This window comes from Nocardia huaxiensis, from assembly GCF_013744875.1.
In the GTDB taxonomy this organism is placed as follows: Bacteria; Actinomycetota; Actinomycetes; order Mycobacteriales; family Mycobacteriaceae; genus Nocardia; species Nocardia huaxiensis.
The window spans coordinates 3914555-3938927 of sequence record NZ_CP059399.1 but is presented as its reverse complement, the minus strand read 5'-3'; the positions used below and the strand labels follow the sequence as shown (position 1 = coordinate 3938927).

Sequence of the window (24373 nt, the reverse complement as noted above, 5' to 3'; positions counted from 1 at the left end):
GAACGAAGAGGTGGCGGCGAACAGGGTTCGCCGCCACGCTCGTTTCTCCACCGCGCTGTCGAGCCTGTCCCGCTGCGCTATCGGGCCTCGAGTTGCGCGTGCAGTCGCTTCGCCTCGCGCACGATCCGACTCGATCCGGGGCGGCCGGCGAGTTCGGTGATCTCCGGGATGGGCTGCCAGGCCCCGGCCGCCGCGGCGGACTGGGTGGCCAGGGCGATCAGATCGGGCAGGCCCGGACGCGCGGCCGGGATCAGCGCCGGGAGGGCGACCGCGAAAACCGGCCAGAGCGCGGCCGCCGCCCCGGCGCGCGTGGCGTCGGACAGCGAGGTGGCGAGACGGCCGAGCTTGAAGTCCGAATCATGCTGGGCGAGAAGGCGAATCGCGGTCCCCAGCGCGACGGCCGGGAGCCGGTCGCGCGCGATGAAGGTGAGCAGGGCGTCCACGGAGACCGCGCGCTGCTCCAGGGTGGAGCTCGTCAAGCCGTGGGCGAGCACCGTCGCGGTGGCCGCGCCGTACGGACCGGCTGCCAGGGCCAGACCCGGGAGCGCCGCGGACATATCGCCATGTCCGGCGAGCAGGTGGGCGGCGATCACCTCCGGATGCGAGGGCAGCAGGCTGGGCCACTGGGCGCAGTCGCTCTGATACCAGCCTCCGGGGAGGGCGCTGCCGTTCGTGCCCGGCAGCGAGAACAGTTCGTCGAGGCTGTCGACACGGTCGCGATGCAGTAGGCGAGACCAGCGGCTGCGCGCGGGCTCGAGCTCCGGTGTGCGGACCCTGGCGAGCACCCGCGTCTCGGGCTGCCGGTGGTAGTAGTAGCCGGAGAAGCGGTTGTAGAAGTGCCAGGGCTTGGACTTGCGAGCGGGAGTGACCGGGCCGCAGTCGATTTCGGGATCGGGTCCCGCGGGGCCGGACAACCATTCCGCGAGAGCGCGGCCGGCGTTCGACGTGAGAGGCGCTGCGCCGGCCTCGATATCGGTGGGCGTGGTGTCGCGAGGCAGGCGGAGCAGAGCTTGTTTCAGGTCCAAGGGGCCGGGCTCGAGGCCGAGCTCCTCATAGCGTTGCACCCGGGCCAGCAGTATGTCCGGGTCGATCAGGCCATCTACTCGGGTCGGGGTGGCGAGCAGCAGCGGCAGCCTGTTCTCGGCTACGCCGCAGGCGATTTCGTCGATCCGATCGGAGAGCACGCGCGCGGGAATCGTCTCGTAGTCGTTGCGGCGGCCCGGCTGCGGACGAGACCTCGGGTTCAGCAGCGTGCGCACCACCGACTGCACGCCGGTCTCGGCGTATTGAACGTGGGGAAGCGCCTGTGCGAGGACGGTTTTCGTGCGCTCCCGATCATGGTGGGACAGTTCGACCAGACCGGCCAGCTGCTGTTCGATGTCACCGCTGCCGTATTCCCGCGAGCGGTCGGAGGCGGTCAGCGCGTCGGCCAGCTGCTCGAGGGTCGTGATGGCGCGCACCTGGTCCACCACGAACTCGTCGGTCAGGGCGGGCAGGGCATCGGCGTCGAGGATCTCCGCGCCGTAGGCCGCGATCATGCGCTCGGCCAGGAAAGCGGGCAGCGTGGCAGCGGCGGCCCGGACCTCCTCGCGCACTTCGGGACTCACCCGGTCGACGTGCTTGGCCGCGATGGCCGTCGCGCGGTCCACCAGGTCGAGGGATTCGTGGGAGAACAGCGCGCATACGACGCACACCGTCATATCGACGCGGTCGCGGCGGCGGGCGGTGCGGTCCAGCCAGGTGAGGGTGCCATTGAGCAGCTTCTTCTCGGTGCGGAACAGCAGGCTGGTCGCGGCTTCCTCCACCACGGTCCGGTCCAGGCCCTTGGCGTCGTCGAGCGTCTTCAGCTGGCGAAATGCCAAGTCCGCCACGGTCGATGGCGCGGTCGGCAGCAGCCGCAGGTAGTCGCGCTCGTGCGGGCGGAGCTCGTCGACGGCGGGGGCGAACAGGTCGTGCACCAGGACATACCAGCGCAACTGCTGGGCGGTGCCGCCGCGCAGCAGCCGGCGCACGCAGCCGTCGAGCAGGGCGGCGCGATCCAGCTCGCCCGCTGCCGCGGCCGCACGCAGTGCGACGGCGCGCGGTGCGTCGCCCTTGCGCTCCCACTGCAGCAGCGGACCGACGCCGTCGACCTCGAAGAGCCTGGGGGCCAGCGTGTTCCGGAACGGGTCGGCACTCAGCTGCGGCCAGGCATTCGAGCGGACCCACACCAGCACGAAGCCGTCGTCAGTGGGCGGCTCGGTATTCGTGCGGATGAAGATCTCCGCCGCGATACGCCAGTGCCGGAGTTCGGTGTCGGCCCGATTCGCCGTGCCCCGAAGCTTCGCCGCCATCCGGCGCGCGACCTCGAGCTGCCATTCGGTTCCCCGGAATGTGGTGGCTTCGAACACCATCCCGGCCACCTTCGCGACATCGATATTCCAGCGGAGCTCGAGATTCGACCGCATCAGCCAGGTGGCGGCCGCAGCCGGACCGCTGAGACAGGCGGCTCCGGCGATGAGCAGGTTCTGGTTGGTACGCTGCCACGCTTCCCAGTCCCGAATGTCGTCCCAGCGGCGAATAAGCCCGGCCAGCTTGCCCGCGGCCTCCTTGCGCGTGGCCTCGTCGAGGCCCTGCACGGCGGCGACGACCGCCGCCGCGTCATCCCGCCTGATGAGCCGGCTCAGTTCATCCCAATTCATGATGCTCCCCAGCGCGAACCACCCGGTCCCCGCGTTCGATCCGATGACTACACGCGTACCCGCACAGACCGTGCGGATCACGACTTCTTTCCAGTGACAACGATTTCCAGCCCGAAGGGGATGGACGGCAAGCCATTCCGGACCGCAACACCCCGGCACGGAGTGCGCGGTTCCCGGAATCCTTGATGAGCGCCCTTCTCAGCGCAGGTGGAGGCCACGGCTCTCGGCTGGCGCACCGCAGCTTTCGGCGCGGATCATGCGGACGGCGAGGACGTGTTTGCAGGGGCCGCGGCCGCCGCGGGTGTCCAGCCACCAGGGGCAGGTGCAGGTGGCGGTGTCGCCGGAGAACTGGACCTGCCTGGGGGTTTCGCTGGCTGTGACGATGGCGGTGTCGGGGCCGGTGAGCTGGACGCGGTTCTCGGCGACCAGTTTCCGGGCCGAGCGCAGGCGCGGGTTCAGTTCGGCGACGCGGCTCGCGTCGTAGGGCAACTCGCGGTGGAAGTACGCCGCCTCGGTGACGTCGTAGCCGACCCGGCCCGCCGTGCCCAGTTGCACCAGGGCCGAGCGCACTCGCGCCGCATCCAGGCCGGAGCGGTCGGCGAGCAGATCGGGTTCCAGCCTGGGCTCGAAATCCAGGAGGGCGCCGAGCAATTCGGCGTCTCCGGCCGCTTCCTCGGACGCCAGGTCCTCGAGCACGCCGCCCTCTCCGGAGAATCCCCTCCATACCTCCGGCGACAGCGTGAGCACATAGCGCATGCCGGGCAGCTCCAGCTCCCACGCACTCGCGACCGGCTGCGACCCCGCACCCACCACGGGGCCGTACACCCGCAGCGCCTTCGCGAACCGCAGCAGCGGCAGCATGGTGCCCAACCGCCGGCTGCCGCTCAGGCACACCGCCCCCACCTGCGGCCGCGGCGACACCCGCAGCCCCCGCCCGGCGGGCACCGCCCACATCACGTCCCGGCTGCCCTTCGGCAGCGACCGCAGAAACCGGATCGCCTCCGTCGCGGGCAGTTCCGCCCGCAGATCGAAGCCGACGGCGGCCACCTGCACTTCGGCGAAGCCGCGCAGCCACCGATCCGGGAGCGGCACCTTCTTCTCCACCACCGCCCCATCCCCGGTGGTCACCGCCAGTTCGTCATCCCCCACCGCGAAATGCAGCGGATCGTTCCCGCCGACCCGGGCCAGCGCCTCCCGCAGTGGCCCGTTCACATCCACATTGGTGGTCCCGTGCGTGACGATCTCCCCGTCCAGCGCATTCCCCAGGACCGTCAACCGCGCGTACACCCCGCAGCACGACGAGAACGACTCCAACTGCAGCCGATCCCCCGCACACGTGATCACCGGATCCCGAGCCCACATCGGCGGCGTCGGATTCGGATAGCTCGCCTGCGCCACATCCGCCAGCGCCAGCAGCCCCGCCGCGGCCGGACCGGCCTGTGTCAGCAGCCCACTGAAGAAATGCGGATGCGCCTCGGGCCCGCTCGTGGTCACCCCGCCCGAAGTGGCCAAACCCAAACGCCCGGACCACAAACCAGAAGAACGGGCGTACCGGTAGCCCTGCTCGGTAATCGTCATGGCGAGGACCGTAGAACCCCCCACCGACAACCTCCACGCGCCCGAAATCCCTTGCAGCCCCGGACAACCCACCCCATAACCCATGCCACCGACACGTCTCGGCAGCTGCCGGAACACGCAGGACACGAGTGCGCGGCAGTACGCGGGCCCCGAATCCATCGCCCGGCGACGCCGACCGGCACGACCGGGAGGACGGTGTGGTGGAGAGTCGGACCGCTGTGGCGAGGAGGCCGTCCTTGTCGGTGGGTCGTGCCATGCTCTGACCCATGAGCTTCGCCACGGGGGTAGCCGTTCAGTTGCACGCCGAATCCGGATTCGGGCGGTCGCATGAGCCGGGTCGCATCGGCCCCCGCGCGACCGACCCGTCAACTCGGCAGCGGCAGCAGAGAAGAACGGCCGCGGCGCGGAAGTTTCTATAGCGCTCACACATTGCCGCACGCTTCGCAAAGTTTTGCCAAGAATTTGCCGAATAACGTTAACGGTTTATTCCGTGGTGGCGTATAACACTGCGCGAGTACGTTTCTCGCTGATCGGAGGGCACCGCGCGCGGATTTGGTTGCGCCGCTTATGATCATCGCCGGTAGCTGCCGCGCTGGCCAAAAGTGCTGCATACTACGACGCGGAGCGGTGACCGCCGTTCCTCACCATGGGTCGAACCACTCTCAACGGGGGTTGTAGATGAATGACTTGATTTCGCGAAAGCGGGTCACGGGCGGGTCGCGCACCAAGCGTGCGGGCATCGCGGCTGTGGCTGCGGTTTCGCTGTTCGCCGCACTCGTATCCGGGTGCAGCAGTGATGATTCCAAGGATGGCGGCACCACCTCCACCGGAGTGCCGGCCGGTACGGCCCTGCCGGAGGGCTCGCAGCTCATCCAGGAGTCCTCGCGCACCACGCAGACCCTGCAGGCCGTGCACCTGGACCTGGCCGTCTCCAATGTGAGCAACCTTCCGGTGGAGACCGTCAAGGCCGACGTGACCAACCAGCCCCAGGGCGTCGGTTACGCCATCGGTGAGGCGAAGGTCCGCCTGGAAGAGGGCAAGGACTTCACCGACACGAAGTTCATCGTCACCGACAAGAAGCTGTACGCCAAGATCGGCGGCAACTCGAACTACGCCGAGGTCGGCCCGGCGGAGAAGGTCTACGATCCGGGCGTCATCCTGGACAAGGACCGTGGTCTGGCCAATCTCATCGCGAAGGTCCAGAACCCGAAGGCCGAGGGCCGCGAGAAGATCAACGGCGTCGACGTCGTGAAGGTCACCGGCACCATCGACGCGTCGGTCATCGACCCGATCGTCCCCAAGGCCGGCGAGGGCAGCACCAGCCTCCCGATCACCCTGTACATCAAGGATGTCGCTCCGCCGGCGAGCGGTTCGGGCACCACTCTGCCGTCCGAGGCCGCTTCCCCGGGCGACGGCCCGAACCTGGTTCAGGCCGTGGTCACCAAGGACACCGGCACCATCAAGGTGACGCTGTCCGACTGGGGCAAGGAAGTCAAGGCGGTCAAGCCCGCGGGGTAAACCCCAGCCTGGCGTTCGGCCATCGAGCCGGTCCGGGGAAAACTCAAGGGCGGCAACACTTGTCGCCTGCTTCCCTGGACCGGCTCTGCCTTTTTTGCGCCCTGACCGGCGCGGTTACGGCGCTGCCCCCGTCATTCGGGGCACGCCGAATGACGCTAACGAAGTTATCTGTTTAAGAGATTGTTCAGTGAAATGCAAGGCGTTGCACGGACTCTACAGTCCAACAGCTCGAACACGATGGTGAATGCCGGAGGGATGAAATGACGACCGAACACCCCGAAGTGGAAGAGGAGTTCCGTCGGCCGCCTCCCGATCCATCGGGTCCGCCTCCGCTCTCCAACGTATGGGTGTACAACGGCAAAGCCTACGACCTCAGCGACTGGATCTCCAAGCATCCCGGCGGCGAGTTCTTCATCGGCCGAACGAAAAACCGGGACATCACCTCCATTATCGGTTCGTACCACAAGAACCCGGAGGCGATCGAGAAGATCATCAAGAAGTACTCGCTGGACCGTCAGGCCCTGCCCGAGGACATCCACCCCAAGGCGAACGCGCCGGACTTCCTGTTCAAGGAAGGCTTCGACAGCTGGCGCGACACCCCCAAGTACTCCTTCACCACGGACAAGGAAGATCTGCTCCACAAGGTGAAGGCCCGGCTCAAGGATCCCGAGCTGGCCGCCCGCATCCGCAAGATGGACACGATCTTCAATATCGTGACCATCACCCTGGCCATCGCGTACTTCGCGGTGCAGGGCCTGCGACTGTGGGACACCAGCTGGATGCCGTTGCCGCTCTTCGTGATTCTGATGGTGCTGCTGCGTTCCTCGCTGGCCGGCTTCGGCCACTACGGCATCCACCGGGCGCAGAAGGGCTGGAACAAGATCTGGACGAACGCGTTCGACTTCAATTACGTCGCACTGTCTTTCGTCACCGCCGACGGCCACGCGCTGCTGCACCACCCGCACACCCAGAGTGAAGTCGACATCAAGAAGAACGTCTTCACCATGATGATGCGCATTCCGCGCCTGTTCCGGATTCCCGTGCACACCGCGCACAAGTTCGGGCACACGGTCACCGGCATGATCATGCGCCTGCTGGATGTCTGCCGCCTCACCCGCAAGGTGGGCATCAAGGACATGTACGGCACCTGGGGTGGCGCACTGCCGCACTTCATCGGATCGTTCGGCGTGCGCTTCCTGCTGCTGGGCGAGCTCATCGTCTTCACCGTGATGGGCGACTTCTGGGCCTGGGCACTGCAATTCGTCGCCACCCTGTGGGTGTCGACGTTCCTGGTGGTGGCCTCGCACGACTTCGAGGTGCACACCGAGGAGCTGGAGTCCAATACCGACGACTGGGCCATCAACCAGATCGAGCAGGCCTACGACCTGAAGGTGGTCGGCAACAAGTACGTCGACTGCTTCCTGTCGGCCGGCTTGAGCTCGCACCGCGTCCACCACGTGCTGCCGTATCAGCGCAGCGGCTTCGCCAATATCGCCACCGAGGATGTATTGCGCGAAGAGGCAGCGAAATTCGGCGTCGAATGGCATCCGGCGAAGAGTTTCTTCACCGACCGTTTCCCGAAGCAGATCCAGACGTACATCCTGGCGCCCTCGGATGATGCGAAGGAACGGAACTGGGGCTTCTTCAAGGAGCACTTCTCGCCATTGGCACTCAAAACCTGTGTCGTCTACACGGCCCAGGGATTCACCGGAATCGGAACGGTCTAGCCGTTCCAGTTAGTTGATCGACAGGTGATCGAGCCATCCGCAAACGCTCGATCACCGCTTTTCGAAAGAAGGGGAGATTTCGTGTCTATCACATTCGACGAGGGGGGCTTCGCGCCCATGCCGGCCGCGCTGAACACCGCTGGCGCCGAACGGGGTTACGGCTTCGCCGAGACCGTGCTGCCGCCCACGCCGCCGACCACCGTTGCCGTCATCGAGTCCATTGCGACCGGTTCGCCGGTCCGGATCTACGACCAGTCCGAGGCCGCTGCGCAGGTGGCCGCGCTGTTCGACGATCCCGCGCAGCAGGCGCGCATCCCGCGGGTCTACCAGAAGACCCGCATCGACACCCGCCGCCTGGCCATCGATCCGATGGAGCCGGAGTTCATGAAGTTCAGCGGCGAGCGCGGCACCATCCGCGACCGCATGAACCTGTTCTTCGAGCACGCGACGCCGCTGGCGGTCGACGTGGCCGGCCGCGCCGTCGCCGGGCTGGAGAACCCGCGCGAGGAGATCGGCCAGCTGGTGTTCGTCACCAGCACCGGCTTCATCGCCCCGGGCGTGGACGTGGCCGTGATCAAGCAGCTCGGCCTGTCCCCCACCGTCAACCGGGTGATCATCAACTTCATGGGCTGCGCCGCGGCCATGAACGGCATTCGCACCGCCACCGACTACGTGCGGGCGCACCCGGACAAGAAGTCGCTGGTCGTCGCCATCGAAATCAGCTCGGTGAACGCCGTTTTCGCCGATGACATCAATGACGTCATCATCCACAGCCTCTTCGGCGACGGCTGCGGCGCGGTCGTCATCGGCGCCGGCCAGCCGCAGCAGCCCCTGGACGCGGGCAAGATCGTGATCCGGGACAGCTTCTCCATGCTGTTCGACGGCGCGGAGGACGGCATCGTGCTCGGCGTCAACGACAATGGCATCACCTGCGACCTGGCCGAGAGCCTGCCGCAGTACATTCTGAACGGTGTCGACCCGGCGATCTCGGATGTGCTGGCGCACAACGGTTTGCAGAAGTCGGATATCGACCTGTGGGCCATCCACCCGGGTGGTCCGAAGATCATCGAATCCTCCATCGCGTCGCTGGGGCTCTCCCCCGAGGTCGCGGGCCCGAGCTGGGACATCCTGGCCCAGCACGGCAATATGCTGAGCGTCTCGCTGATCTTCGTGCTGGAGCAGATGATCGCGCAGGCGGAGAGCGACAAGCCGCTGTCCACCGGCATCGCCTTCTCCTTCGCGCCGGGCGTCACGCTCGAGGGCATCGTCTTCGACATTGTTCGCCAGTAAGGCTGCCGGACAAGCCGTTTCAGAGAGCAGCTGACCAATGCAACTCATCAGATTCCTCGTCTCGATCTCCTGGACGCGGATCGCCGCCGTCGTCGCCGCCGGTCTCATCACCGGCGTCGCGAACACCTACCTGGTGACTCTCATCAGAGGTGTGGTGTCGCCGGAACCCCATCCCGGCGTCACCTGGCAGGCCTTCGCCGTGACGGGTGCGATCATCCTGGCCGGCGGCGTGCTGTCGCAGGTGCTGCTGATCCGCCTCGCGCAGGAGGCCATCTTCCGGCTGCGCGCGCAGCTGAGCTCGGGCATCGTCTCGGCGCCGCTCGAGCACCTGGAACGGCTCGGCATGCATCGGCTCATGGCCACGCTCACCGAAGATGTGCGGTCGCTGTCGCAGGCGGTGACCGCCATTCCGAGCATCGTGGTCGACGTGGCCACCATCATCGGCTGCTTCGTGTGGCTGGCGGTGGTGTCGGGCACCGTCTTCACCATCACGGTGGCGGGCACCCTGCTCGGAATCGCCTGTGTGGAACTGTTCTTGAAGCGGGTGCGCAGGCTCATGCGCGAGGCCCGCGAGAACGAGGACGCGCTGCTGCACTCGTTCCAAGCGGTGACGCTCGGCATCAAGGAGCTCAAGCTGCACCGCGGCCGCCGGCAGGACTTCATGGACAAGCACCTGCTCGGCACCGCCGACACGCTGAAGCGGCAGAACACCGAGGCGGGCTCGAAATTCACGCTGGGACAGGGGCTGGGGCAGACGCTGCAGCTGCTCACCATGGGCCTGATCCTGTTCGTGCTCGCCAAGGCGCTGAAGCTGCCGCAGGACGTCATGTTCAGCTATGTGCTGGTCACAACCTTCCTGTCCATGCCGATGCAGAACTTCATGCACCGGATTCCGGACCTGCTGCGCGGTGACGTGGCGCTGTCCAAGATCCAGGCCATGAACCTGTCCATGTCGACGCTGCACAATGAGGCCGCGCTGCCGTACGTGGAGCGTCCGGCCGCGACCTCGGCGCGGTTGCAGCTGACCGGCGTGAGCTACGGGTATATGTCGGAGCCGCCGTCACCGTTCCCGCCCGGACCGGGTGAAGGCCCGCCGGGCGCGGGGATGCATCCGGGACCGGGGCCGAATGGTGGTCCGGGACAAGGCAATAACGGGCAGCCGGGTCACGGCCCGGGCGGGCATCCGGCGCACCCGCAGGGTGGGCATCCGCAGGGCGGACACCCGCAGGGTGGGCATCCGCAGCATCCCGGCATGCCGCCGGGTGAGGGCGGGCCGAATGTGCTGCGCCCGGATGTCAACGGCCACAGGTTCTTCAGCGGCGCGGGCCACCCGCCCACGCCGCTGGGTCCGCCGCCCGGCGGCGACGGCACCGGCTTCAACCTGGGCCCGATCGACCTCACCTTCGAGCCCGGTCAGATCACCTTCATCGTCGGCGGCAACGGCAGCGGCAAATCGACGCTGGCCAAACTGATCACGGGCCTCTACGTCCCGCGTGACGGCCACCTGACGCTGAACGGCGAACGCATCGGCCACGACAATATCGAGTGGTTCCGCCAGAACTCCTCGGCCATCTTCACCGACTTCCACCTGTTCGAGGACTACCTCGGGTTCAACCGGCCCGACCTCGACGGCGAGGTGCGGAAGTATCTGCAGGAGTTGCAGATCGCCGACAAGGTGACGGTGGAGAACGGCAAGCTGTCCACCATCAACCTGTCCCAGGGCCAGCGCAAACGCCTCGCCCTGCTGACCGCGCTGCTGGAGGACCGGTCGATCCTGCTGTTCGACGAGTGGGCCGCCGATCAGGATCCGCGTTTCCGCGAGGTCTTCTACCGGGAGATCCTGGCCGACCTCAAGGCGCGCGGGAAGACGGTCATCGTCATCACCCACGACGACCGGTATTTCGGGCTCGCCGATCAGCTGGTCAAGCTCGACTTCGGCCGCGTGGCCGAGGTCAACCAGGCCCAGCCGGTGGCCGCCGAATAGCAGTCGCCTTCGCACGGACCCGTCGCCGCTCCACTCCGGAGTAGCGACGGGTCCGTGCGCGTTACCCTGCATATGGTGAGCGAATCAGCGGCAGCGAAACAGCTACGGCGCGAGCAACTCCGCGACTTCCTGCGCACCCGGCGGGCCCGGCGCACGCCGCAGGAACTCGGGTTGATCTCCACCGGTACCCGCCGCACCCCCGGCCTGCGCCGCGAGGAGGTCGCGCAACTGGCCGGGGTCGGCGTCTCCTGGTACACCTGGCTCGAGCAGGGCCGCGATATCAATGTGTCCGACGACGTGCTCGAGGCGGTGAGCCGGGCGCTGCAACTCAGCGAACCCGAACGCGCCCACCTGTTCGTGCTCGCAGGGCTCAGACCCCCACGGCCGCACGGTCTTCCGACCGCGACCGTCGCCCCGGAACTGCGCCGCCTGCTCGACAGCTGGTCGCCGCATCCAGCCATTCTGCGCGACCGGTACTGGAATCTGCTCGCCATCAATGACGGCACCCGCGCGGCCTTCGGCTACGACGACGGCGACCACAACTGCCTGATCTCCTTCTTCACCAATGCGCAGTATCGCGACCTGCACACCGAATGGTCGGCCATCGCGCCCGAGGTGGTGGCCGCCTACCGCGCCGATGCCGCACACGCGCCGGGCGATCCGGCATTCGAGCGGGTGATCAGCGAACTCACCACGGTCAGTCCGGAATTCGCCGAACTGTGGGCCCGCCACGATGTGGCCGCGCCCACCCAGGCGGTGAAGGCCGTGCACCACCGCGAGGCCGGTGATCTGATCTTCGACAAGACCACCATGGCGGTGATCGACCAGCCGGACTGGTATCTGGAGTTCTACAACCCGCAACCGGGCACGGGCACGGCCGAACGCCTCGCGCACCTCATGCGCGGATCGCAGCTCGCGTCGGCCTGAATCAACCTGGTGCTGTCGCACCCAGGTTGATCTCACCCTGTTTGGGAATCCGCGCCGTCACGAAGCTGGATCCCATGACGAACAACGCATCCCGCTTCACCGGCAAGATCGCCCTCATCACCGGCGGCACCAGCGGCATGGGCCTGGCCGCCGCCGCCCGGCTGCTCGCCGAGGGCGCGGACGTGATCATCACCGGCCGCGACAAGACCCGGCTCGACGCGGTCGCCGATGAACTCGCGGAATCCGCTGCGGCAGACCGCATTCTGGCCGTGCCCGGCGATGTATCGAACGAGAACGACCTGAACACCCTGTTCGACACCATCCGAAACCGGTTCGGGCGCTTGGACGTGGTGTTCGCCAATGCCGGAATCGGGTCCTTCCAGCCGGTGGACGAGGTCACCTTCGACGAATTCGATCGTGTCGTGGATATCAACTTCAAGGGCGTCTACTTCACCATTCAGCGTGCCCTCCCCCTGCTGGCCGACGGCTCGTCGATTGTCATCAATGCGTCCTGGACCCTGCACCGCGGCATTCCGGGTGCGAGCCTCTACGCCGCCAACAAGGCCGCCGTCCACAATCTCGCGCACACCCTCGTCGCCGACCTGGCCCCCAGGCGAATTCGCGTGAACTCGGTCAGCCCCGGCTACATCGAGACCCCGATGTTCCACGCGAATGTCTCCGCCGAGGCGCACGCCGAGGTGCTCACCACCGTCCCCGCCGCCCGCCTGGGTACGGCGGACGACGTCGCCAATGCGGTGGCCTTCCTCGCCTCGCACGAGGCGTCCTACATCAACGGCCAGGACCTGATCATCGACGGTGGTCTGGTCGCGGCGGTGCCGGCCGCACTGATGTGAGCACCACGACCGCCGCGAGAGCGGTTGCGGCGCAGGCGATCCAGAGCGTGGCGGGCAAGCTGATCAGGTCGACGGCACGACCGCCGATCAGCGCGCCCGCCGCGATCGCCAGATTGAACATCGCGACGAAGACCGAAGAGGCCGCTTCGGCCTGGTCGGGTGCGGAGCCGAGCAGCACCTTCTGAATGCTCACCGAGACACCGCCGTAGGCCAGACCCCAGATCAGCATGAGCGCCACCGCGATCACCGGACCATCGGTGAGCGCCAGTGCGGCCGTGACCGCCGCGATGACAATGGTGATGACCAGCAGACTGCGGCGTGGATCCCGATTGCCCACCAGGAACGTGCCGGTGATGCCGGCGACGCCGTAGCCCAGCAGCAGGGCGCTCAGCCCGCCGGCTCCGATGCCGTGCAGCTCCTCCAGCATCGGGCGCACGAACGTGTACGCCGCGAAATGACCGGTGACCAGCAACAGAATCAAGACCAGCCCCGCCGCGATGCCACGATTGCGGCGCACCAGCACACCCAGTTCCCGCGGCCGCACGGCCCGTTGCGCGGGCAGGCTCGGCAGGCACAGCACCAAGGCGATCAGCACCGCGAACCCCAGGCCGCTCACCGCGAAACAGGCTGTGCGCCAGGAACTCGCGTCACCGATGAGCGTGGCGGCGGGTACGCCGAGCACCGAGGCGGCGGCAATGCCCGAGAAGATCCATGAGGTCGCCCGGCCCACCTGGGGTGCGGGGACCAGCCGCATCGCCAATCCGCCCGCCAGCGCCCAGAATCCGCCCATGCCGACGCCGATGGCGATCCGGGCGATCAGCGCCACCGCGAAATTCGGGGCCAGCGCGGTGGCCAGATTGGCGACGGTCAGCGCACCGATCAGACCGCACAGCAGCAGTTTTCGATCGAGGTCACGGGCCAGCACGGTAATGAGCGGGGCGCTCACCGCGGCCACCACACCGGGCACGGTCACCAGCAGGCCGACCGTGCCCTCGCTCACGCCGAGCGCGGATCCCATCGGGGACAGCAGCCCGATGGGCAGCATTTCCGCGGTCACCAGGGTGAAGATGCCCAGCGCCACCGACAGCACCGCGGCCCACTCCCGCCCGCTCGCGCGTTCCACCGGCGGGGCCGAAAAAGAGGTAGTCACAACACAACTCCGAGAAGGTCCGCGAGCGGGGCCGAATACCCGACCCGGCTCGGCAACGAGATCAGGACAGAAATTCCTTGGTGAGCGCCACGATTCGGCTCGGATCGGCGAACCAGTCCATGTGCCCCTCATCGGCGATCTCGACCAGGCGGCTTCCGGCGATCCCCGCGTGCAGTGCGCGCGAGCCCGCGATGGGCGCGACCTGATCGCCGGTGAACCCGATGACCAGGGTCGGCGCGGCGACGGCGGGCAGGTGCTCCCGCACATCCAGCCGGGTCGCCGCCTCGATCTGCCGCCGAAGCCCGTGCGGCCATGCGTCTTTCAGCGAGGCCGCCAGTCCCTCGTGCCCGAAGGCGTCCAGCAGCGCCGGGCTGAATCCCTGGATGGCGGCGAACCGCTTGAACAGCTCGAAGTCCGCGTCGTGCAGATCGAGCCAGAACTCGAAGGTGAACCGATCACGCGGCCCGGCCGTGTGCACCAGCCCGCCGACCAGTATGAGCCTGCGGACGAGTTCCGGATGGGTGGCGGCGGTGGCCGCCGCGACCGCTGCGCCCAGCGAGAAACCCAGCAGGTCAACGGGTTCGGACGCGGTAGCCCGAATGGTGCCCGCCACCTGCGCGACCAGGTGGTCGACCGTGACCGGCCCGCCGTCATCGGTGGTCGCACCGCTGCCGGACAGATTCGGCCGAACGACGGTTCGTGATTCGGCGAAGGGCGCGACCACATTTCCGAAGGCGCGATCGGCATCACCACCGACCCCGTGCACCAGCACGAGTGCGGGCCCGTCCCCGTCGATGGCGTAATCCACGACGGTGCCGGGAAGCGAAACAAAGGGCATGAGAACGACCTTTCCGGTCCAGGAATGAAACGGCACGTGCCGTGCCGCTGACAGATTCTGCGAACTCGCGCCCCCCTTTGTCAACACGGCACGTGCCGTGCCGCTACAGTGGCACCGTGACTCCCCCGCCCGCGAAGAACGACCCCCCGACCGGCGACCGCACCGCCGCCATCATGAAGGCGACCCTCGAACTCGCCGAAGAGGTCGGCTACGCCAAACTCAGCATCGAGGCCATCGCCTCCCGCGCGGGCGTCGGCAAGCACACCGTCTACCGCCGCTGGTCCTCCAAGGGCGCGATCTTCCTCGACGCCCTGCTCTCCACGGTGGAACCGAATATCGGCTACGCCGAAACCGGCGACATCATCGCCGACCTGCGCGAGCAGATGATCTCAGCCATCCGCCTGCTGGCCAGCCCGCCCTACGACCGCCTCTACGCCTCCCTGGTAGGCGAAGCCCAGCACGACCCCGCCGTAGCCCGAACCCTCTACGACCGCTTCATCGCCCCCCAGGCCGCCCGCACCGTCGACCGCCTCGAAAAAGCAAGGCAGACAGGCCAACTCCCCGCCGACCTGGACCTCGACGCCGCCGTCGCCGTCCTCTACGGCCCCCTCTACTTCGTCTTCCTCCTGACCCCCGAAAGGCTCACCGAAACCTACGTAGACCTGTTGCTGCGCACAGTCTTCGAAGTCGGCTTCCGCGGCCCCGCCCTGCCCTGAACAACCTCGCCGGAACAAGCGATCGCCGTACAATCCTGTTCCGTGGGCAAGGCCACGTACGTCATCCCGCAGGACCTCATCGAGGCGGTGAAGCGCCACGCGGGGGTTCGAAAGCAATCCGAGTTCGTCGCTCGCGCGATTCGTCGAGAATTGCTACGCCTGGACGTGGAATTGATCGCCGCAGCCGAAGCAGCCGAGGGCGGAGCCGATCCACCCATCGAAGAGGCGTTCATGGAGGACCAGGAACGCGACCTGTGACCGGGCCGGGCCACCGCTGAGACGTTCGACGGAGATGCCCGAACTCCCCTGTGGGTGTTCGGGCATCAACCGTTGTCAGCGCAGGGCGGCGGCCTTGCGGCGGGCGGCGGCGGCCTTCTTCGCGTCGGGTTCGGCGGCCTTGGCGGTGGACTTCTTGGCCACGGTTTTCTTGGCCGTGGTCGACTTCTTCACCGGGGCAGCCTTTTTCGCGGCGGGGGTGGCCGGGGCGTCGGCTGCGGCGAGGACGTCTTTCAGGAATTGACCGGTGTAGCTTTCCGGGACCGCGGCCACGTCCTCGGGGGTGCCCTGGGCGATGACCATGCCGCCGCCGGAACCGCCTTCGGGGCCCATGTCGATGACCCAGTCGGAGGTTTTGATGACGTCCAGGTTGTGCTCGATGACGATGACCGAATTGCCCTTGTCGACAAGGCCGTTGATCACGGTGAGCAGTTTGCGGATGTCTTCGAAGTGCAGGCCGGTGGTGGGCTCGTCGAGGATGTAGATGGTGCGGCCGGTGGAGCGCTTCTGGAGTTCGGCGGCCAGTTTGACGCGCTGAGCCTCGCCACCGGAGAGGGTGGGGGCGGACTGGCCGAGGCGGACATAGCCGAGACCGACGTCCACCAGGGTCTTGAGGTAGCGGTGGATGGAGGTGACCGGTTCGAAGAAGTCGGCGGCCTCTTCGATGGGCATGTCCAGGACCTCGGCGATGGTCTTGCCCTTGTAGTGCACCTCGAGGGTTTCGCGGTTGTAGCGGGCTCCGCCGCACACCTCGCAGGGGACGTAAACGTCCGGGAGGAAGTTCATTTCGATCTTCAGGGTGCCGTCACCCGAGCACGCCTCGCAGCGGCCGCCCTTCACATTGAAGGAGAAACGGCCGGGCTGGTAGCCGCGCACCTTCGCCTCGGTGGTGGCGGCGAAAAGGGTGCGGATCTTGTCGAACACACCCGTGTAGGTGGCCGGGTTCGAGCGCGGCGTGCGGCCGATCGGCGACTGGTCGACCTGGACCAGCTTGTCCAGATGGTCGAGACCGTTCACGCGGGTGTGGCGGCCGGGCACCTGACGCGCGCCGTTCAGCTTGTTGGCGAGGACGGTGGCCAGGATGTCATTGACCAGCGTGGACTTTCCGGAACCCGAGACGCCGGTGATCGAGGTGAGGACACCGAGCGGGAACTGCACGTCGATGTTCTTCAGATTGTGCTCGACCGCGCCCACCACGGTGAGCTGCTTCTTCTTGTCGATCGGGCGGCGGACCATCGGCACTTCGATGCGCTCGCGGCCGGAAAGGTATGCGCCCGTGAGGGATCGCTTGTCTTCCAGCAGGCCCTTGTACGGACCCGAGTACACGACCTGGCCGCCGTGCTCACCGGCCAGCGGGCCGATATCGACCACCCAGTCCGAGGCGTGGATGGTGTCCTCGTCGTGCTCGACCACGATCAGGGTGTTGCCGAGACTCTTGAGGCGCGTGAGAGTTTCGATGAGACGACGGTTGTCGCGCTGGTGCAGGCCGATGGACGGTTCGTCGAGGACGTAGAGCACGCCGACGAGCCCGGAACCGATCTGCGTGGCCAGGCGAATGCGCTGCGCCTCACCACCGGAGAGGGTGGCGGCGGCGCGCGACAGGGTCAGGTATTGCAGACCCACGTCGAGCAGGAAGCCAAGGCGCGCCTGGATTTCCTTGATCACCTGGGCGGCAATGGCGGCCTGCCGCTCATCGAGGGTGAGCGAGTTCAGGAACTTCGCCGCATCACCGATGGACAGGTCCGAGATCTCGGCGATCGAGCGGTGCTCGCCGTCGGCCGGCAGCGTGACCGCGAGGATCTCGGGACGCAGGCGGGCGCCGTTGCACACCGGGCACGGGATGTCGCGCATGTACCCGTCGTAGTACTCCTTGGCCGACTCCGATTCGGTGTTGTCCATGCGCCGCTGCAGGAACGGCATCACACCTTCGAAATCGGCGTAGTACGAACGCTTGCGGCCGTACCGGTTCACATACGAGACGTGCACCTGCTCGGAACTGCCCTCCAGCACGGCCTTTCGCGCCTTGACGGGCAGGTCCTGCCAGGCGGTGTCCATGGAGAAGCCCATGGCGTCGGCCAGACCCGACAGCAGCCGGGTGAAGTATTCGGCGGTCTGCCCGCGCGACCACGGCGCGATGGCGCCGTCGGCGAGGCTCAATTCCGGATCGGGCACAACGAGATCCGGATCCACTTCCTTGCGGATACCGAGGCCGGTGCAATCCGGGCAGGCGCCGTAGGGCGAGTTGAAGGAGAACGAGCGCGGTTCCAGATCCTCGATATCGAGGGGGTGCCCGTTCGGGCAGGCCAGCCGCTCGGAGAAGCGCCGCTCCCGATCGTGGGCGTGCTCGTCGCGATCCACGAAGTCCAGCACCACGATGCCGTCGGCCAGCCGCAGCGCGGTCTCGATCGAATCCGTCAGGCGCTGTTTGGAACTCGGCTTCACGGCGAGGCGGTCCACCACCACCTCGACGTCGTGCTTCTCCTGTTTCTTCAGTTTGGGCGGATCGGTCAGCGGATACACCACGCCGTCGACCCGGACACGGGAGTAGCCCTGCGAGTTCAGCGACTCGAACAGATCCACGAATTCGCCCTTGCGGGTGCGCACCACGGGCGCGAGCACCTGGAACTTGGTGCCCTCCTGCATGGCCAGCACCTGATCCACGATCTGCTGCGGGGTCTGCTTGGCGATGAGCTCACCGCAGACCGGGCAGTGCGGGGTGCCCGCGCGCGCGAAGAGCAGCCGCAGATAGTCGTAGACCTCGGTGATGGTGCCCACGGTCGAGCGCGGATTGCGGTTGGTCGACTTCTGGTCGATGGACACCGCGGGCGACAGCCCCTCGATGAAGTCCACATCGGGCTTGTCCATCTGCCCGAGGAATTGGCGCGCGTACGCCGACAGCGATTCCACATAGCGCCGCTGGCCTTCGGCGAAGATGGTGTCGAACGCCAGCGAGGACTTCCCCGACCCGGACAACCCGGTGAAAACGATGAGGCTGTCGCGGGGTAGGTCGAGATCGACCCCTTTGAGGTTGTGCTCGCGCGCGCCACGCACCGTCAGGCGATCCGCCACCGGCCATCCTTCCAACGTTTCGGCATCCAGAGTTACCCCCGACGCCATGCTAGGCGGACCCACCGACAAGTTTGACCACCCAGCCTAAGACGCTGGTCACAGGCGATTTCAGGAATACGGTTCAGGCGAGTTTCTCGACCACGCCGACACCGCTGGGCAGGGCGCGGCGCACGCACGCGGCGATCACCCGCGGTTGTAGCCCGCGTTCCCGCTCCCGCATGCGCTCCTCGGAACCGGACGCGGTGACCAGGGTGAGGTCACCGTCGACGCGACGGTAGAGCAGTCGCCCGCGGCGAGTGTCGGGATCGGTGAAGAACAGATACGGCAGCCCGCCCCGGCACAGTCGTTCGGCGGCCTCGTCGTCCAGCAGCGCCGGCACCGCGTCGCGCTGCTGGCGCACCGTGCGCACGCCGAGCGGTCCGGTCCAGCACACCACCGCGTCCGCCCCGGTATCGGCGTCGATGAAAAGGTGCGCGTCGTAATCCATGCTGTCGAGCACGCGTGCCGCCGCGGCGGGCGTGGCCACCTGCAGGTGACAGTCCTTGCGCCGCACGATCGGTCGCTGCGGGCTCACCCGCGCCAGCACCGGCCGCGCGGGATCCGGCCAGCTGCGCGACAATTCGTCGGGCGGGCAGCTCAAGCGCAGATCGAGGCGCTCCAGCGCGAAGGTCGACGCGAACCGGCCCGGACCGGTGACCTGCACCCGGTACGCCTTCCCCAACGCCCGAGTAGCCACCTGCACCACGGCGGATTCGTCGTGATCGTCCGGACCGGCGGCGGTGTCGGGCCAGTGCAGGCGCGCCCGCACCGGCCCTTCCACCCCGTGGCGGCGCAGAATCCGGCCGAGTCCGCGCACCACGCGGGTCACTTCGGCGGAAGGGACCGGTCCGCATGTGGTCACCACGAAATCCGGATCGATTCCACTCGTCCACACGTCGACCGCACCCATAGCCGCCCTCTTCCCGTCCGACCCGGCAACCCGGATTCATGGCAACACGCCGCCCCACCGCCTCGACAGTGCCGAAAGTCCCAATCCGGACCACTTTCTGGGAAATGTTTCCGGGAAATAACCGCGCGCCGCCGCGAAGCGCGAAACGATATGCGGGATAGTCACGTTCGGCGTACCAACCAGCCGGCAACGTACCCGCGCGTAAAATCCCGCATGCCGAGTGCACAGCCGCGAGACAGCAGGTCAACCATGCACGACGCCCATCGCACCGGTCCGTACTCGGTGCGTGAAACGCTGTCGCAGTTGCGATTACGCGAATTGCTTTCCGAGGTGAAAGACCGCGTGGAGCAGATCATCGACGCCCGCGATCGCATCGACGGGTTGGTCGAGGCCATGCTCGCGGTGACCAACGGCCTCGACCTGGATCAGACATTGCGGACAATCGTGCGCGCCGCGACCGGACTGGTCGACGCGCGCTACGGAGCGCTCGGTGTTCGCGGGCACGACGAACAGCTCACCCGATTCATCGTCCACGGCATCGACGAGCAGACCCGAGCCATGATCGGCGATCTGCCCGAGGGGCACGGCGTGCTGGGCGTGCTGCTCACCCGCCCCGAACCCCTGCGACTCGAGGATCTGGCCCGGCATCCGGCCTCGGTCGGCTTCCCGCCGAACCATCCGCCCATGCGCACCTTCCTCGGGGTGCCGGTGCGGATTCGCGGCGAGGTGTTCGGAAACCTCTATCTCACCGAGAAATCCGGCGGGCACCCCTTCACCGAGGACGACGAGGTGCTGCTCCAGGCCCTCGCCGCGGCCGCCGGCATCGCCGTCGACAATGCCCGGCTCTACGAGGCCGCGCGCACCCGGCAGGCGTGGATCGAGGCGACCCGCGATATCGCCACCGAATTCCTCGCCGACACCGATCCGACCCAGGTGCTGGCGCACGTGGTCGAGCACGCGCGCGAGCTCACCGGCTCCGAACGCGCGCTGCTCGCGGTGGTGCCCGATCCGGACGCCGCGCCGGAGGAGATCACCGAACTCGTTGTGGCGCAATGGTCCGGCAAGGGCAAGGCCCCGGCCGACAGCCTGGTGCGCACCACCGGCACGGCCGTGGGCGAGGCGCTCACCACCCGAACTCCCTTGCGCTTCGACGATATTCGGCAGGTAGACCTCGGTACGCCACTGCCCGAAATCGGCCCCGCGCTGGTGCTGCCACTACACACCCCCGACTCCACCCTGGGCGTGCTGATCATCCTGCGATCGGCCGAATCCGCGCCCTACACCGACGAATTACTGGAACTCATCGCCGCGTTCACCGACCAGGCCGCGCTGGCCATGCAGTTGGCGGTGGCGCAGCGGCGCATGCGCGAACTCGACATCCTCACCGACCGCGACCGCATCGCGCGCGATCTGCACGACCATGTCATCCAGCGGCTGTTCGCCATCGGGCTCTCACTGCAGGGCACGGTGCCGCGGGCGCGGGTTCCCGAAGTGCGGCAACGACTTACCGACACCATCAATGATCTGCAGGACGTGGTGGAGGAGATCCGCACCTCGATCTTCGATCTGCACGGCGGCAACGGGCACTCCACGCGGCTGCGCCAGCGCATCGAACGCGCCGTCAAACAGCAGACCGCCAATACCGAGATCCGGGCGCTCATGCATGTGGCCGGGCCGCTGTCGGTGGTGGAACCGGGTCTGGCCGATCATGCGGAAGCCGTGGTGCGCGAGGCGGTTTCGAACGCGGTGCGGCATTCGGGGGCCGACACCATCACCATCGACATCGGGGTGGCCGACGATCTGACCATCGTGGTGGCCGACAATGGCTGCGGAATCCCGGACGGCATCACACCCAGCGGGCTCACCAATCTCGCACGGCGGGCAGAGGAGTCGGGCGGACGGCTGGCGGTGTATCCGCGTCGCGACCCCGAGGGCGAGGAGACCGGGACCAAGCTGCACTGGTCGGTGCCGCTGCACTAGATGTGGATCCCGGCCACAAGCACGCCGGGATGACGGGCGGATCGGCACGGCCGGGACGACGGGCGGATCGGCACGGCCGGGACGACGGCGGGGTCAGTCCGCCGGGCCCAGCACCACCGCGGAGTTGTTGCCGCCCATGCCCAATGCCGTCTTGATGGTGATCTCACCGGTCATCGCGGCCGGCCCGTCGAGCAGGTTGGCGTGCGCGGCCGCCACATGCGGCGCGGCCACCACCAGACCCTGCTCGTAGCCGATGGCCGCCGCCGCGATCTCCACCCCCGCGGCTGCCGCCTGACAGTGTCCCGCAAGCGGTTTGAGCGCGGTCACCTGCGGACGGCCGTCGAAAATCCGTTCCAGCAGCGCGGTTTCGGCGTCGTCGCACTGTTTGGTGCCGGAGCCGTGCGAGTTCAGATAGTCGACCCGGCCGGCGGGCACCCCCGAATGGTCGAGCGCCCTGCGCACGCAGTCGAAGATGTGCTCGTGCGAGGGCTCCACCGACAGCACGTGATATCCGTCATTGGACATGGCCCCGCCCAGCACCGCCGCGTACGGATCGTCCGCGGCGCGGGTCACCACGAATGCCGTTGCCGCCTCCCCGAATCCGAAGCCCCGGCTGCCCTCCTGGAACGGGCGGCAGGCCTGCAGCGGCTCGATGTCGGTGACCGCCGCGCCCGCCTGCACGAACGGCTCCACCAGATCCGGCATGGCCGACAGGTCCGAGGCCACCACCAGCACGTCGTCGGCGAAACCGTTGTCCAGCCACAGTTTCGCGGTGATCAGAGCGACATTGGCGGAGCTGCACGCCGACACCACATCCATGGTCGGACCGTGAAATCCGAACTCCTGCGTCAACATCGAGATGGGCGTGGACGGCAGCAACCGGATGAAGTCGCGATTGCGCCGCCGGCCGCCGTCCACGAGATAGAAGTCACGCCAGTCGTACACGTCGCCGAGCACGATCGCCTGCAGCACGCCCACCGTGCGTCCCGGCTTCCAGCCGCGGGTGTGCGCGTCGGCCACCGCTTCGCGGGCCGCCTCCTGCACGGCCCGCCCGTAGCGACTGAGCCCGACACCCGGATCGCCGCCCTCGGGGACACGCGCGACCCAGCCTTGGCGGTCCCGCTCGAGGCCGTACCCTGGATACAGCCGGGCCGCGGACTTGCCGCTCAGCAAACCCTCCCAGAGGGTGTCACGACCCCAGCCGTAACCGGTGACCGCGCCGATCCCGGCGATGGTCATATGATCTTGGTGCCGGTGTTTTCGCGGATTGGTGCCGGTCATAGCATCGCCCTTTCAAAGCCGGTGCCTGTAATGACTACATGGCGCAGCCCGATGCTGTGCGGGACTGTGATCGATTCAATAGCTCTGCGCAGTGTCACAGCAACCTTGCCGATACCAGAATGGTGCCGTGCTCCAGCGACGTATTTCAACGACGACCAGGGGGTGCATGAGGTGGAAGTTGGTAACGATCGGGCAAACACCCCGACCGATGCCGAACAGCTGGCCCAGCGATACCGGTCTCTGGTGGAGTTCAGCCCGGACGGCGTCGTCGTGCACGAACGCGGCAGCGTGGTCTACGCCAACCCGGCCACCGTGCGACTGCTGCGCGCCACGTCTGTCGACGACATCGTCGGCCAGCCCCTGACCAGATTCGTGGAACCCGCGTCCGTCGGGCCCATGCTCGAGCGCATCCGCCGGCTCACCATTGCCGGCACCGCCTCCGAACCGGCGGAGATGACCCTGCGCCGCTGCGACGGCGGCTCCGTGGACGTCGAAACCGTGTCCGTGCTCACCCGCTGGCACGACCGGCTGGCGTATCAGGTTGTGCTGCACGACCTCACGCCGCAGCGCCTGGCCGAGGCCGCGCAGCGGCGGGCCGAACAGTTCTTCACCACCGTGGTCTCGCAGTTGGAGGAGGGCGTGGTGGTGATCGACCGGGAGGGGCGCATCGAATCCGCCAACCCGGCCGCGCGCCGCATCTTCGGCTACGACGCCGACGACCTCATCGGCACCCGCATCGACGAACTCCCGCTCACCCTGCTCGACGCGAACGCCCAGCCCATGCCGCCGTCCTGGTATCCGGTCGCGCGCACCATGGCCACCGGGGAGACCGTGACGCGCTTCGTGTTCGGCGTGGACCGGCCGGACGGGCAACGCCGCTGGCTCTCGTGCAGCAGCCGGCTGCTCACGCCCGGGGATCCGGACTCCCCCGCGGTGTCGTCGTTCAACGACATCACCGAATTCCGGGCCAGCCGAAGGCAATTGGAGTACCAGGCCACCCACGACCCGCTCACCGGGCTGGCCAATCGGGCGCTGGTGCTGTCGCGGCTGGCCGCGGCGCTGGGGACCGCCGAGGATCTGCCGGTGTCGACGGTGCTCTTCATCGACCTGGACGGCTTCAAATCGATCAACGACACCCTCGGGCACGCCATCGGCGATACCGTGCTGCAGATCGTCGCTCAACGCCTGCAGCGCGGGCTGCGCGCCGACGACGTGGTGGGCCGGATCGGCGGCGACGAATTCCTGGTGCTGCTGTCCGGCCGCACCCTCGGCGAGGATCTGGACGGCCTGATCACCCGCCTGTGCCAGACCATGGCCGAGCCCATCATCGCGCGCGGGCATCGCATCCAGGTCAATGCGTCCATCGGCGTCACGCCGCTGCACCCCGGGGACGCGCGCAGCCCGGAGCAGGTGCTGCACGATGCCGATCTGGCCATGTACCGGGCCAAGCCGGCCAACCCGCGCGAGTCCGCGCTGACCCGGCGGTCGGACTCGACGCACGCCTCCTGACCTGCGCACACAACATGTCGACGCGGAACCGATTAGACTCGACAAC

General features: G+C 67.5%; 17 protein-coding genes. 10 read left to right on the top strand and 7 right to left on the bottom strand.

Going from position 1 to position 24373, the window contains the following annotated elements; genetic code table 11:
* Positions 1–77: 77 nt before the first annotated feature.
* Together H0264_RS17615 and H0264_RS17610 are read right to left on the bottom strand one after the other, a co-directional pair.
* Positions 78–2681, bottom strand: a complete 2604-nt coding sequence (locus tag H0264_RS17615) for a DUF7824 domain-containing protein (RefSeq protein WP_181584972.1) — start codon at positions 2679–2681, stop codon at positions 78–80.
* A 198-nt stretch (positions 2682–2879) separates the two neighbouring features.
* Positions 2880–4259, bottom strand: a complete 1380-nt coding sequence (locus tag H0264_RS17610; protein ID WP_181584971.1) for an SWIM zinc finger family protein — start codon at positions 4257–4259, stop codon at positions 2880–2882.
* A 678-nt stretch (positions 4260–4937) separates the two neighbouring features.
* On the opposite strand from H0264_RS17610, the gene H0264_RS17605 reads away from it, so the two are divergent.
* From H0264_RS17605 to H0264_RS17580, 6 genes are all read left to right on the top strand, one after another.
* Positions 4938–5777: an LppX_LprAFG lipoprotein gene (locus H0264_RS17605; RefSeq protein WP_181584970.1), complete on the top strand. Its 840-nt coding sequence runs from the start codon at positions 4938–4940 to the stop codon at positions 5775–5777.
* Between the two features lie 260 nt (positions 5778–6037).
* Positions 6038–7504: a cytochrome b5 domain-containing protein gene (locus tag H0264_RS17600; protein WP_181584969.1), complete on the top strand. Its 1467-nt coding sequence runs from the start codon at positions 6038–6040 to the stop codon at positions 7502–7504.
* A gap of 117 nt (positions 7505–7621) precedes the next feature.
* On the top strand, positions 7622–8794 hold the full coding sequence (locus H0264_RS17595; RefSeq protein WP_181585627.1) for a type III polyketide synthase: 1173 nt from the start codon (positions 7622–7624) through the stop codon (positions 8792–8794).
* Positions 8795–8831: 37 nt separating this feature from the next.
* Positions 8832–10778 carry an ATP-binding cassette domain-containing protein gene (locus H0264_RS17590; protein ID WP_181584968.1) on the top strand — a complete coding sequence of 649 codons (1947 nt, stop codon included), beginning with the start codon at positions 8832–8834 and terminating at the stop codon, positions 10776–10778.
* Positions 10779–10853: 75 nt separating this feature from the next.
* The gene (locus tag H0264_RS17585; RefSeq protein WP_231086465.1) at positions 10854–11705 is read left to right on the top strand and encodes a helix-turn-helix transcriptional regulator; all 852 of its coding nucleotides are present in this window, start codon (positions 10854–10856) and stop codon (positions 11703–11705) included.
* A 74-nt stretch (positions 11706–11779) separates the two neighbouring features.
* Positions 11780–12559, top strand: a complete 780-nt coding sequence (locus H0264_RS17580) for an SDR family NAD(P)-dependent oxidoreductase (protein ID WP_181584966.1) — start codon at positions 11780–11782, stop codon at positions 12557–12559.
* On the opposite strand, the gene H0264_RS17575 is transcribed toward H0264_RS17580, so the two are convergent.
* Together H0264_RS17575 and H0264_RS17570 are read right to left on the bottom strand one after the other, a co-directional pair.
* Positions 12513–13709, bottom strand: a complete 1197-nt coding sequence (locus tag H0264_RS17575; protein WP_220140001.1) for an MFS transporter — start codon at positions 13707–13709, stop codon at positions 12513–12515. The genes H0264_RS17580 and H0264_RS17575 overlap by 47 nt on opposite strands.
* A gap of 61 nt (positions 13710–13770) precedes the next feature.
* The gene (locus H0264_RS17570; protein ID WP_181584964.1) at positions 13771–14547 is read right to left on the bottom strand and encodes an alpha/beta fold hydrolase; all 777 of its coding nucleotides are present in this window, start codon (positions 14545–14547) and stop codon (positions 13771–13773) included.
* Positions 14548–14663: 116 nt separating this feature from the next.
* Here H0264_RS17570 and H0264_RS17565 point away from each other — a divergent pair, with 116 nt between their 5' ends.
* Entirely contained in the window at positions 14664–15263 is a 600-nt protein-coding gene (locus H0264_RS17565; protein WP_220140000.1) for a TetR/AcrR family transcriptional regulator, read from the top strand.
* Positions 15264–15305: 42 nt separating this feature from the next.
* Entirely contained in the window at positions 15306–15521 is a 216-nt protein-coding gene (locus H0264_RS17560; RefSeq protein ID WP_181584963.1) for a hypothetical protein, read from the top strand.
* Between the two features lie 75 nt (positions 15522–15596).
* On the opposite strand, the gene uvrA is transcribed toward H0264_RS17560, so the two are convergent.
* Both uvrA and H0264_RS17550 read right to left on the bottom strand, forming a co-directional pair.
* Positions 15597–18608, bottom strand: a complete 3012-nt coding sequence (gene uvrA, locus H0264_RS17555; RefSeq protein ID WP_181584962.1) for an excinuclease ABC subunit UvrA — start codon at positions 18606–18608, stop codon at positions 15597–15599.
* A gap of 121 nt (positions 18609–18729) precedes the next feature.
* The gene (locus H0264_RS17550) at positions 18730–19557 is read right to left on the bottom strand and encodes a sigma 54 modulation/S30EA ribosomal C-terminal domain-containing protein (protein ID WP_181584961.1); all 828 of its coding nucleotides are present in this window, start codon (positions 19555–19557) and stop codon (positions 18730–18732) included.
* A 249-nt stretch (positions 19558–19806) separates the two neighbouring features.
* Here H0264_RS17550 and H0264_RS17545 point away from each other — a divergent pair, with 249 nt between their 5' ends.
* A complete protein-coding gene (locus H0264_RS17545) occupies positions 19807–21537 on the top strand; it encodes a sensor histidine kinase (RefSeq protein WP_181584960.1) in 1731 nt (576 codons plus the stop codon).
* A gap of 93 nt (positions 21538–21630) precedes the next feature.
* Here H0264_RS17545 and H0264_RS17540 read toward each other — a convergent pair whose 3' ends face one another.
* Positions 21631–22776, bottom strand: a complete 1146-nt coding sequence (locus H0264_RS17540; protein ID WP_181584959.1) for a beta-ketoacyl synthase N-terminal-like domain-containing protein — start codon at positions 22774–22776, stop codon at positions 21631–21633.
* A 213-nt stretch (positions 22777–22989) separates the two neighbouring features.
* On the opposite strand from H0264_RS17540, the gene H0264_RS17535 reads away from it, so the two are divergent.
* On the top strand, positions 22990–24327 hold the full coding sequence (locus H0264_RS17535) for a diguanylate cyclase domain-containing protein (protein ID WP_244976213.1): 1338 nt from the start codon (positions 22990–22992) through the stop codon (positions 24325–24327).
* Positions 24328–24373: the final 46 nt, after the last annotated feature.